This window comes from Lactobacillus sp. WILCCON 0149 (genome assembly GCF_057197965.1).
Window position 1 is genome coordinate 417727 of record NZ_JBUBHO010000001.1, and the last position, 11929, is coordinate 429655.

The 11929-nt window shown below is 49.5% G+C and carries 11 protein-coding genes; 7 read left to right on the forward strand and 4 right to left on the reverse strand.

Annotated elements, in window-relative coordinates; translation table 11 throughout:
- The first annotated feature begins 68 nt into the window (after positions 1–68).
- On the forward strand, positions 69–1004 hold the full coding sequence (locus ACYVUV_RS02065; RefSeq protein WP_484498935.1) for an AAA family ATPase: 936 nt from the start codon (positions 69–71) through the stop codon (positions 1002–1004).
- 58 nt (positions 1005–1062) lie between these two features.
- On the opposite strand, the gene ACYVUV_RS02070 is transcribed toward ACYVUV_RS02065, so the two are convergent.
- Both ACYVUV_RS02070 and ACYVUV_RS02075 read right to left on the reverse strand, forming a co-directional pair.
- Entirely contained in the window at positions 1063–1632 is a 570-nt protein-coding gene (locus ACYVUV_RS02070) for a peptidylprolyl isomerase (RefSeq protein ID WP_439775745.1), read from the reverse strand.
- A gap of 9 nt (positions 1633–1641) precedes the next feature.
- Positions 1642–3252: a peptide ABC transporter substrate-binding protein gene (locus ACYVUV_RS02075; protein WP_439775744.1), complete on the reverse strand. Its 1611-nt coding sequence runs from the start codon at positions 3250–3252 to the stop codon at positions 1642–1644.
- Between the two features lie 99 nt (positions 3253–3351).
- Between ACYVUV_RS02075 and ACYVUV_RS02080 the strand changes: the two genes are divergently transcribed.
- The gene (locus ACYVUV_RS02080; RefSeq protein ID WP_439775743.1) at positions 3352–3531 is read left to right on the forward strand and encodes a hypothetical protein; all 180 of its coding nucleotides are present in this window, start codon (positions 3352–3354) and stop codon (positions 3529–3531) included.
- Positions 3532–3545: 14 nt separating this feature from the next.
- Positions 3546–5399 (forward strand): flavocytochrome c, encoded by a 1854-nt coding sequence (locus ACYVUV_RS02085; protein WP_439775742.1) that lies wholly within the window; start codon positions 3546–3548, stop codon positions 5397–5399.
- A gap of 83 nt (positions 5400–5482) precedes the next feature.
- Here the strand turns inward: ACYVUV_RS02085 and pepC are convergent, their stop codons facing one another.
- Both pepC and ACYVUV_RS02095 read right to left on the reverse strand, forming a co-directional pair.
- A complete protein-coding gene (gene pepC / locus ACYVUV_RS02090; RefSeq protein ID WP_439775741.1) occupies positions 5483–6832 on the reverse strand; it encodes an aminopeptidase C in 1350 nt (449 codons plus the stop codon).
- A gap of 90 nt (positions 6833–6922) precedes the next feature.
- Positions 6923–7210, reverse strand: coding sequence for a hypothetical protein (locus ACYVUV_RS02095; protein WP_439775740.1), 288 nt, complete (start codon positions 7208–7210; stop codon positions 6923–6925).
- A gap of 104 nt (positions 7211–7314) precedes the next feature.
- Here ACYVUV_RS02095 and ACYVUV_RS02100 point away from each other — a divergent pair, with 104 nt between their 5' ends.
- The 4 genes from ACYVUV_RS02100 to ACYVUV_RS02115 all read left to right on the forward strand — a co-directional run bounded on the left by ACYVUV_RS02100 (position 7315) and on the right by ACYVUV_RS02115 (position 11538).
- Positions 7315–7869 (forward strand): dCTP deaminase/dUTPase family protein, encoded by a 555-nt coding sequence (locus ACYVUV_RS02100; RefSeq protein WP_412137139.1) that lies wholly within the window; start codon positions 7315–7317, stop codon positions 7867–7869.
- The gene (gene radA / locus ACYVUV_RS02105) at positions 7869–9245 is read left to right on the forward strand and encodes a DNA repair protein RadA (protein ID WP_439775792.1); all 1377 of its coding nucleotides are present in this window, start codon (positions 7869–7871) and stop codon (positions 9243–9245) included. The genes ACYVUV_RS02100 and radA overlap by 1 nt, the downstream gene beginning before the upstream one ends.
- A 111-nt stretch (positions 9246–9356) precedes the next feature.
- A complete protein-coding gene (locus ACYVUV_RS02110) occupies positions 9357–10016 on the forward strand; it encodes an IS607 family transposase (RefSeq protein ID WP_484498936.1) in 660 nt (219 codons plus the stop codon).
- Positions 9940–11538 (forward strand): RNA-guided endonuclease TnpB family protein, encoded by a 1599-nt coding sequence (locus ACYVUV_RS02115; RefSeq protein ID WP_484498937.1) that lies wholly within the window; start codon positions 9940–9942, stop codon positions 11536–11538. The genes ACYVUV_RS02110 and ACYVUV_RS02115 overlap by 77 nt, the downstream gene beginning before the upstream one ends.
- The last annotated feature ends 391 nt before the right edge of the window (positions 11539–11929 follow it).

Genomic DNA, 11929 nt, shown 5'->3' on the forward strand with positions numbered 1-11929 from the left:
TCGGGGGCAATCTATGGTAAAATCTATTTTGATATATTTAAAATAGATTTTTTAAAATGGAGCTAAGTATGCGCAAATTATTTCTTTTGAGAGGCGCGCCCGGCTCTGGCAAGTCTTCATTTATCGCCCGGCACCACTTATTGCCGTACGCGATCAGCGGGGATGCGATCCGCCTGCTTTTGGCGGACCTGACCGTTTACTATGACCAGAAGACTGACGTTCTGCACCAGGTTATTCCGCGGCATGTCACGGAACAGACCAAGCGGATGAAGGACAACTTGGTTGAGCACAAGATGTCCTATGGGGAAACCGTCATCGTGGACGGGACCCACATTGTCGCCAGCGAGATCGATCACTACAAGAAGTGGTGCGAGAAGTACCATTACGAGTGCTATGTGGTCGATTTGATGCAGAACCAGACTCTGGAAGGTTTGTTGAAGAGAAACCAGATCCGGATGCAGTATGACTGGGTGAAGCCGGAAGTCATCACGATGATGTACAATTCTTACAAGGCTCATCCGGAATTGCCCAAGTGGGTCAAGGGGATCAAGCCCAACCAGATGGAGCAGGCCCTGCAGCAGAGAGAGAACAATCTGGACCATTATTCACATGTGGTTGCCATCCCAGACGAGGTGGCGGAAGAAGATTTTCCACATGTGCACATTTCCAACTTCTACTTCTCTTTCAACGACAAGTTCAGTGAAAAGTACGGGACTTACCGGAATGTGGTGACGATCGGCAAGACCAAGGAAGAGGTGGTTGACGAGTTCCGCCTGCCGTACTTTGCCTTCAAGTTCCACCACAAGCACTTTTTGATTTCGGCTTACCCGATCAGAAACGAAATGCTGGACCCAGTCAAGAAGGTCAAGGGGACCTGGTCTTACACGACTGGCCTCTACAATGTGGCTGACTTTATCAGAGAATTTCCGGAGAACGAGAAATCACACGTTCACCAGTTTAATTTGAGCAAGCTGGACCGGACCAGACTTTTGCACATTTGGTAAAAGGCAAAGAAAAAGCTTTTCCTCAGGATTGTGGGGAAAAGCTTTTTTATGTGAAAAATTACTGCCAGGTCAAGGGAATTTGCCCGTGGGTCATGCGGACGGGGTCAGGCAGGGTGAAATCTGCCGGCTCCAAGGTAACCTTGTCGATAACTTGTGGAATAACAGGTTCGTTGACCTCGACTCCTTCATAAGGAAAGTCAGTCACGGGCCGGGTTTGGACCTGGCCCAGGCGCTCGATTTCATCAAAGCCGGAGACAACTCTGGCAAAGACAGGGTAGGTCCCGGTTAGTTGCGTCTGATCAGTCAAGGGAAAGAAGACTTCACAGCCGGCCAGGCCCAATTCGTCGTAGCCGCCCATGCAGGCCGTTCCGGCAGTGACGGGAACTGGCGTTAAGTCGGGATGCAGGTCAAACTCATTGGGCAGGAGGTACTTGGCCTCTTTTTTGCCAAAGGCATTGTAGCTTAAGTCGACCCATTTGCCGGGCACGATCCGCTGGATCGCGTGACCGTCATAAATATGGTGCTTGACGGCCCAGACGAAGCTGGCGCAGGTGTTGGGAGCGGCATCTGGCAAAAGGTCTAAGACGATCTTAGCCCCGTTTTTCAGCAAAAAAACTGCTTTAACCATATATCCTCCTTACTTGAAGTAGGCCCGGGTGTAGTCGGCCGTACCGGTGGTGTTCCAGAGAACCCCGCGCAGGCTGGAGTTGACCAGGTGGTCTTCAACTTCGGTGCACAGAGGGATGACCGGGTTATCCTTACTCAGCTGCTTTTGGGCATTCAAGAGGTTCTTGAAGTAGGCCTTTTGGGAAGTAGCGTTCTTGGACTTGGCCAGGCTGAGCTGTTGATTGAAGTTCTTGCTGGTGTACTTGCCGAAGTTGTGGGAATTGTTCAGCTCCTGGGTTTCCAGTTCGCTCATTGGGTCAGCGTAGTCGTTGAGCCAGTAGCTCAGCTGCAGGTCAAAGTCGCCCTTAACGGCCAGGTTGTAGGCAGACAAGAATGGGAGGGACTTGACTTCGATTTTGACGCCGGATAGCTTGCTTTCGATTTGTGATTGCAAAAATTCGGCCTGGTTCTTGTCAGTAGAAGTGTCGTAGCCGACCAAGGTCAAGGTTACGTTAGACTTGCCAAGTTCTTTCAAGCCTTCCTTCCAGAGCTTTTTCGCCTTGGCAACATTGTAGGTTTCCTTTGGCTTAGCGACAGTGGCGAAGTCCTTGTTAGTACCAGGGTATTTGGCAGCGCCTGGTGAAGAGTAAGTGTAGGAAGGCTTAGAGCCGTTGGCCATGACTTTTTCAGCCAGCTGCTTTCTGTTGATGACTAAGTAGAGGGCTTGGCGGAGCTTGTCATTGCTTAAGGCGCGGCCTTTGGCCTGGTTGGTGCGGATGAAGTAGTTGCCGGACCGGTCGACTTGCTTTAAGTGCTTGTCATTTTGCAGGCCCTGGGCGGTGGTGCCGCTGATTAACGCGTCATCCAGACTGCCCTGCTGGAAGAGCTGGTGGGCAGTATTGGCTTCTTTAACGACTTGGTACTTGATCTTGGATAATTTGACTTCAGATTTAGCGTAGTAGTTAGGGTTCTTGACCAAAGTCCAGGTGTTTGAGCCAGCCTTCCAGCTGCCAAGTTTGAAGGCACCGTTTGAGGCGAAGGTCTTCATGCTGGTTCCGTACTTTTTGCCGTATTTCTTGACAAGTTTGGTGTTTTGGGGCAAAAAGGAGGTCATGGTCAGCTTCTTGGTGAAGGTTGGGATTGGGTATTCCAGGTCAATGACCAGTTTGTGCTTGCCCACGGCTTTGACGCCTAAAGTTTCAGGCTTCTTTTTGCCATTTTGGATGGCGGTGGCATTCTTGATGCCTTGGTAGATGTAGCTGTAGCCGGACAGGGCGGTTGGGGCCACGCCTTTTCTCCAGGCGGTGACGAAGTCTTCAGCGGTCACGTCATCGCCGTTAGACCATTTGGCGGTCTTGAGGTAGAAGGTGTAGCGCTTGCCGCCATTGGACTTGACCGTCTTTTTGGCCAGGGCTGGGACAGGATTGTTGTTCTTGTCTGAGCGGAAGAGGCCGTCGTCCATCTGGTTTAAGACGTCCCAGATCGGCACCGTGGTGCTGGCGGATTGGTCAAAAGTGGCGATCGTGTCGCTCTCCATCAAGTTGAGCGTGGTCTTGGCCGTGGATGTGGTGGATGATTTGCCGCAGGCACTGAGCAGGAGCCCAGCCGCTAAAGCTGTGGCAAGCGGTAACTTTTTCCCCATGTTGATCTCCTCTGTTACACGATTCTAGTGGGTTGATACATTAAAATAACATTAAGAATTTTATAATCATAATTTAACAGCTGGGCGGGGAATTGTCAATTGGAAAATGGTTATGAAATGAGTTGGGATGAAATAGAAAATGCTTCCTCGTATGCTTTCAAAAATCCCGAAAAGCCAGCTTTCTTTTTAGCTAATGAAAAAAATCACAATTTGTCGTTGCGAGCGATTTTTTCAAGTGTTACGATCACGGGTGAGAAAAAGATTATTAAAAAGCAATAGAAAGAAGCAAGAAAATGAAGGCTGGAAAATACACGGTTGAGGCCCAAGGCCATAATGGCAAGTTTAAGCTGACGGTGACGGTTGACGGAGACCGGATCGAAGATGTCAAGGTTGCTGAAGGAGAAACGGCAGGCATCTCAGACGCGGCTTTAAAGCGGATCCCGGAAGCGATTGTTAAGGGACAAACTTTAAACGTTGACGTCGTCTCCGGGGCTTCCCTGACTAGCCGGGGGATCCTGGACGGGGTCGGCCAGGCGATTGAAATGGCTGGCGGGGATGCTGTAGAATTTAAAAAGCGGCCAAAGTACCAAGAAGCAGAAAGCGAAAGCGGGGAAGTCACGGTTGACGTGGCGGTTGTTGGTGCCGGCGGGGCTGGCTTTACCGCTGCTGTCCGCTCTTTGCAAAACGGCTTGAAGGTAGCCCTGCTTGAAAAGGCACCAACTGTCGGCGGCAACACCATGCGGTCAGGCGGCTTTTTGAACGCGGCTGACCCGGAATGGCAAAACAAGTTTCCAGCCCTGCCAGGGGAAAATGTCACCCTGGAGCAAATGATGGAAGTCAAGGAAGACGAAATCGCTCCGGAATACCGGGAAGACTTCAAAGAGATGCAAAAGCAGATCAAGGACTACCTGGACAGCGGAAAAGACTACCTCTTTGACTCCGTTCTCTTCCACCGCCTGCAAACTTACTTGGGCGGCAAGCGGGTTGACCTGAAGGGTAACGAAATCTACAGCGACTACTCTTTGGCTAAGACTTTGACTGACCATGCCCTGGAATCGGTTAAGTGGCTGGCTTCAGTTGGCGTTGACTTTAATATGTCAGCCGTAACCATGCCAGTTGGTGCCCTTTGGCGCCGGGCTCACAAGCCAGTGGAAAGCGATGGCTTTGGCTACATCAAGGCTTTGAAGAAGTACTACGATGAACATGGCGGGCAGACTTTTACCGATGCCAAGGTAACGGATCTTTTGCTTGAAGATGGCCGGGTAGTGGGCGTGAAGACTGACAAGCTGACTGTACACGCTAAGGCGGTAATTTTGACGGCGGGCGGCTATAGCGCCAACACCAAGATGCTGCAAAAGTACAACACTTACTGGGATGATATTCCAGACAACATGAAGACTACCAACGCCCCATACATTACTGGTGATGGGATCAACTTGGGCCTGGAAGCAGGGGCTGCCTTAGTCGGCATGGGCTTTACCCAGATGATGCCAGTTGCTGACCCGAAGACCGGTGAATACAACACTGGCCTGCAGGTTCCGCCAGCTGACTTTGTCATGGTCAACCAAAAGGGTGACCGTTTCGTCAACGAATACGCTGGCCGGGATACTTTAGCCAAGGCGGCAATTGCCAACGGTGGTCTCTTCTACTTGATTGCCGATGAAACGATCAAGAATTCTGCCTACAACACTGATGAAAACAAGATCAAGCAGGAAATCGCTAGCGGTCAGCTTTACAAGGCTGATACCTTGGAAGAATTGGCAGAACAGATCAAGGTTGACCCAGACCACTTACTGGCAAGCATCAAGAAGTACAACCAATACGTTGACCAGGGGGATGACCCTGAATTCCACAAGAGCGTCTTTGACCACCGGGTTGAAAATGGCCCATTCTACGCTACTCCGCGCCAGCCGGCCATGCACCACACCATGGGCGGCTTGAAGATTGACGCGGGTGCCCATGTTTTAAACGAAGCAGGTGAAAAGATTACCGGTCTTTACTGTGCTGGTGAAAATGCCGGCGGGGTTCACGCGGGCAACCGTTTAGGCGGCAACGCCCTAGCTGACGTCTTTACTTTTGGCCGGATCGCGGCAGACAGCGCCAAGAGTGAACTCGCGGTTGACACGGTTAGCGGGGCTTCTCACTAAGCTTTGTAATCTGATGAATTTCCATACACACCCAAAAAACGAGTTGCATCCCGCAACTCGTTTTTCGTATCTATTCAATTCTCTTAGAAGTCGAAAGCCAAAGCGCCCATTGGGTCCCATGGCAGAAGTTCGATTGGGTTCTTCTTGCCTTCGTCGTAAGCCTGCTTAACGTCTTCTGGCAGGTAAGCCTTGTTCAAAACAGCCTGGTAAACGAATTGGTCGAACCACTCGTCGCTCATGACGAAGTAGCCCTTGAAGCCTGGCTTGTCGCCCCATGAGTTTTCGATCTTCCACTTGGTTGGCTTGCCGTCAACCAGGTCAACGGCAGTGATAACCATGGCGTGGTTCATCATGCTTTCGCCTGAGTCCAGACGGTCAGCCTTGCTCATTGAGAAGTCGTAGTCAAAAAGCTGGTCTCTTTGGTAGATCTTGGTGTCCAAAAGCCCGGCTTCCCGGTCGCCGCCCTTGGAAACGTCTGAACCGAACCAAACGACTTCGCCTTGCTTCAATTGGTTGACGATCAAGTCCTTGAACTTGGACAGTTCCAGGTTGAGGTGGCGGACTTGCCTGCCGCCGACCACGTTGCCCAGGTATTCAACTGAGAAGACCTTGTTGTATGGCTTGTCAGCAGTAGGCCCGTTGATGACTGAGATGTAGTTTTCCAGGTCCCAGCCAATGTACTTCTTGAAGAAGTCTTGCGGGGTGATGTCCTTGTCGATGTGGTAGTTGCCATCATCGTCAGTGTATTCGAAGTTGAAGCTCTTTGGCGGCAAGCCCAAGGAAGTAGCCAGCATGCGGAAGATGGCGTCCAAAAGTTCAGCCTTGTGAGCTTCTACTTCTTCTTCGCTCTTGCCATCGCTCACCAAAGCCCGCAGTTCCAAACCGCCCTTGCGGAGCATGGTGTTCAAAGTGTCGTCCAAAGCGCGGGAGTTTTCTGAGTTGGCCGTTTCTGGGTAAACCTTCTTCGGCACGATCCCGTACTTTTCAATCAAGCCGCAGAGCATGTCCCATTGCCCGCCGTCTGATTGCGGAGTGGCAAAAAGGAAAGAGACCTTCCGGTCGCCCAGTGGCTTGTCAGCTGAGGAAATCACGTTTTCAAAGAAGAAGTTGGACTTTTCAAACTTGTCCCAGAAGAAGGTGTAGCTCTGTGACAATTCAAAGCCCTTCAGCTTGAATTCCTTTTGGATTGAGTGGCGCATGGTGTTCAAAGCACTGAACATCCAGCAGCGGCCTGACTGCTTTTGGTTGGTAACTGAACCAGTGTCGATTTCCACTGAGAAGGTCGGGTCCAGGTCAATCTTGCTTTGGGTGCTTTGGCTGGCCTTGAAGATCCCATTGGTTTGGGCAGCGTTGGCAGCTACCCCGTAAGCTGGGTGCTTGCTCAAGTTGCTGGTGAAGTTTTCGATCGTGTCAAAGCTGATTTCTTTTGACATCCTATTGCCTCCTGTTTTCTCTTTTTTCTTTTTAAAAAACTGTCTAAGCTCATTTTAGCCCATTAAAAATGTTCCGTCTATCAAAGCAGCTTAATTTGCAGGTCTGCCGGCCCAAATGTTCGTCAATTCCCCGTGCTTTTGGCAATAAGCGATCACTTGCGGGTCCAAAGGCCAAACTTTTAAGCCCGTCTCCTGGCAAATCTTTGCGACTTGCGCCATGACTTGGTCCAAAATTCCTTCCGGGGCTCCCGGCGCGATAAAAAGCTGGTTCATGACCCAAACCGGCCCGCTCTTTCGCTCAATCAAGAGGAGGGGACTTTTGGCAACTAACTGGCCGTCAGCCTTGATTTCAATGACTTTTTCTCTTTCGTCTGGCATAGCTTTTCCTTTCAAAGCGGCAAGTATTTTGTGATCCTTGCCTTTTCCTTTGCTGTCTTAACTAGTGTAAAATAGATGTCTAGATAATTAAAGGAGCAAAAACAATGAACAGAGTAAGAGGCTTTGAAGTAGTTAAGAAGTATGAAGGACAAGGCTTGACCCTGCCCCGGCGGCAGACTTTGGCCAGCGCCGGCTATGACATCGAAGCGGCCCGCGACATCACCATCCCCAGCATTTGGAGTCTGAACTTCGTCAGGATCTTCCGCTTGATCAGAAACGGCCACGACTTGATCGAAAGCGACCTTTTGCAGGCTGAAGAAGTCTTAAAGCCGATCTTAGTCCCAACTGGCATCAAGGCCTACATGCCAGAAGACGAAGTCTTGATCCTGGCCAACCGGTCCTCCAACACCTTCAAGCGCAACCTGTCCTTGCCAAACGGGATTGGCGTCATCGACAGCGACTACTACAACAACCCCAACAATGAAGGGGAGATCTTCGTCCAAGTCTTGAACTACGGCGTCCGGCCCCTCAAGATCAAAAAGGGTGAGCGGATCGCCCAAGGCATCTTTATCAAGTACCTTAAAACTGACGACGACCAGCCGATTGAAAGCCAGCGTTTAAGCGGCTTTGGCTCAACCGGCAAGAAGGGCGGGAAGTAATGGCCAGAGCTAGAACCCAGTACAAGTGCCGCTCTTGCGGCTACATCTCCGCTTCTTACCTGGGTCGTTGTCCTAACTGCGGGGCCTGGAACCAGTTTGAAAAAGAAAGCCAGGAGGTCCGCCAGACTTCAACTAAGGCTACCCCCAGCCGCTTGATGGCCAGCGTGGGGGCTAAAGAAGCAGTCAAAATGTCCACCATCAAGGCGGAAAAAGAAGAGCGGATTTTAACCAAGTCTTCAGAACTCAACCGGGTCTTGGGCGGCGGGATCGTACCTGGCTCTTTAGTCTTGATCGGCGGGGATCCCGGCATCGGCAAGTCCACTTTAATGCTGCAGATCATGAGCGAATTGGCGGAAAAATACAAGGTCCTCTACGTCTCCGGGGAAGAATCAGCCAGCCAGATCAAGCTGCGGGCTGACCGCCTGGGCCTGGGCCAAAGCCCCATGCTTCTCTACCCGGAAAGCAACATGGAACACATCCGTGACCAGATTGACGACGTCAAGCCAGATTTTGTCGTCATCGACTCTATCCAGACCATGAACGAACCAAGCCTGGACTCCATGGTGGGCTCAGCTTCCCAGGTCCGGGAAGTTACCGCTGAATTGATGAAGATCGCCAAGCTCGACCAAATCACCGTCTTCGTCATCGGCCACGTGACCAAGGAAGGGGCTATCGCCGGGCCAAAAATCCTGGAGCACATGGTTGACACCGTCCTTTATTTTGAAGGCGACGAGCACCATGCTTACCGGATCCTGCACTCAGTCAAGAACCGTTTTGGGGCGGCCAACGAAATCGGCATGTTCGAAATGAAGACTGAAGGCCTGGCGGAAGTGACCAACCCTTCCGCGGTTTTCCTGGATGAACGCCTGCCCGACTCAACTGGGTCAGCCGTGGTCGTTTCTTTAGAAGGCACCCGGCCGATCTTAGGCGAAATCCAAGCCCTGGTTACCCCAACCGCTTTTGGCTATGCCAAGCGGACGACTTCTGGGCTTGACTACAACCGGGTCTCCCTGCTTTTGGCCGTCTTGGAAAAAAGAGGCAACCTGATGCTGCAAAACCAGGACGCCTATTTGTCAGCCACTGGCGGCATCCGCTTAAACGAACCAGCCATCGACCTAGCCATTGCCATGGCTATTGCTTCCAGTTATTATGACAAGGAAATCTCAGCGACTGACTGCTTTGTCGGGGAAATCGGCTTAACCGGGGAAGTCCGCCGGGTCAACCAGATCCAGGCCCGGGTCAAGGAAGCCGGCAAGGTCGGCTTTAAGCGGATTTTTATCCCTAAGTACAATATGAGCCCAAGTCTTAAGGATCTGGGAATTGAGGTAATCCCGGTTTCCAGCGTCCGCCAGGCCCTCCACTACCTTTTCTCATAGAGAAAAGGGTGTGACTGCTAAAAAATATTCATTTCATCCAATGTTAAATAGCAACGTTTCTTACCAATTCTTGATATAATATCTATATCGAAAGATTGGGAGGAAGAAACGATGAGCGAATACATGTCCATATCAAAAGCAGCTGAGTATCTTAACGTTGCCAAGTCAACTCTCCGCAATTGGGAAGCTGAGGGATTGATTACACCGCTTAGAACTGCCTCCAATCAACGTCGCTACACTAAAGAAATGCTAGATGAAGTTCTGCAAGGAAATGTGAAGGCATCTAAGCCTAAGAAGCTGCTGACCATCGGCTATTGCCGGGTTTCTTCTGGTCATCAAAAAGAAGACCTCCAAAGGCAGAAGGACGTAGTGTCCAGATATTGCGAAGTCAATGGCTATCAGTTTAAGATCATTCAAGACGTTGGATCAGGTCTCAACTATAAGAAAAAAGGCCTGACAGTGCTGATCAACATGATCTGCAAGAAGCAGTGCGAGCGAGTCGTGGTAAATTACCAAGACCGGCTTGTCCGTTTTGGCTTTGAAATGATTGAGACAATCTGCCAGGCAAACGACGTAGACTTGGTTGTCATCAATCAGACAGATAACGTTGATCCAAATTCAGAACTTGTAGAAGATGTTTTATCTATAATCACTTTTTTCTCAGCTAAGCTGTATGGAAAGAGGTCGCATCAGAATGCAAGAGTCATCCAAGAAAGCAAAAAGCTCTTCAATCAAGCAGACAGTGACAAAGACTCAGCCCAAGACGATTAGAGTCTACTCCAAAAAGTTAAGCGATGAAGAATTTGCCAGAATGTCCGACTTCTTTGAAAGATACGGCAGGTGCCGGCATTTCTTTTTGAACCGCTACTGCGGTATCAAGTCGATGCTAGCGGTCAATAACTGGCAGACTCTGCGCAACCAAGTTCGCAAGTGGGACAAGCCGGTTAAAGGCGCAAAAGGAAAGCTAGAAACAGTCTACAACTTTCAGACCAAGCACTGGGTAGGCGCTCTCCGCGAGGCATGTGCCAACATAAAGAGCATGTGGTCGAATCTGGCTAACCGTTTGAAGAAGCTGATCCAAGGAAATGAAAATCTTTCTGCAGATCAGCGCCACCTTTTGTTCTTTATTTTGAAATTTAAAGGCGCATGGCAAGCTGTCCTTCTTTACAAGCCAATTGATTTGCCAGAAGAATACGCTGAAACCTTTACTGAAATAGAAGCTAAGATGACGGATAAGCAAATCAAACAGGCATACAGCTACTTACGCCGGATTACTTATCGCTACCACTACCGGGCACGGAAGTCGGGCAAGCTTGGCTCTAGCATGAAGTGTGACTTGAATTGGGCATTTGAGGGAAATACTTTTTCATTCAGTTCAGATGTACCTAGAAAGCAGTTTTCTGTAGAGATGACCAGTCCGTGGAGTTATCCACGCACCGGCGATATCACAGTGGTGCTAGACCGCATCAAGCAGCGTCTTGAAGTTCATAAGCTGATCAATAGCAAGCGCTACAGCAACGATTCAAAGAAGGCAATCGGCATTGACAAGGGGCTTGCCACCCTGCTTTCCTGCAGCAGCGGCAATGAATATGGTGAAAATTTCAGCAAGCTTGCCAATGCCATCGTTGACAAGTACGGCAAGCGAAACGCAAATCGGCAGCCTTATATGAGTCTGCGCTGGCAGCTCAATCAGCAGCTTGAGCAGCTGGAGAAAAAGGACAAGCCTTTGTCCAAGACAGCTTCGAGGAAGAAAAGAAAACTGCTTGGGAAGCTTAAGAATCTGGAGCAAAACAATATCGGAAGAAAGTCGTATGAAAAGAGTTACCGCTCAGCGCAAGAAACTGTCAGAAGCTTTATCAACTGTGCGATAAACAGGATGATTGAGACAGAGCATCCGGCAGTCATTGCCAAGGAAGACTTGACGTTCGTAAAAGAAAAAGGCGTCAAATCAGATAACAGCAGATTCGCAAGAAAAATGCGCAAGCGCTTGAATTCATGGACTAAGGGCCAACTGGATGAGCGCATTGAATACCTTTCAAGTAAGAATTCGATTGAAACTCATGATGTCAATCCGGCATATACTTCTCAGTATTGTCCGATCTGCGGGCAGCATTTTGAGGAAAGATACGGCAGTCATCATGAAATGACTAGATGCAAGAAATGCGGCGAGATGAATGCGAATATCGCCGCAGCAAAAAATATATTGAGTAGATTAACTGACGAAGAAATCACGCTTTACACGCCTTACAAGCGAGTTAAGGAGATTCTTGACAGTCGGATAAAAGAAGCATAAGCCAAGTAATACTACAAAGTTGAAGGCTCTAGCATGTAAGAGCAGTCAGCTTTAACGAACTCAGTTCGGGGTATTAAAATCGCGGCTTGACAGCTTCGAAAAGGTATCACGATATGCTTGCCTGCTTTTTGGCAGGCAAGATGCTTTTCCGACTGCCATGCTAAAAGTTTCCAGTGGGGCAGATAAAAAGCTATTGGATGACGCCATCTGGCGTTGTTTGACAGCCAACCGTACTCACTGACCTTAACTTCAAAAGGTTAAAAATCTGATTTTTTTCCAAGTTGAATCTACCCATAGATTTAACTAGAAAGGAATATCAGAAAAACTTACCAATATTGATGTGATTATCAAGATTTAGTAAGTTTTATGATTCGGTATGTAATCCTTTCAT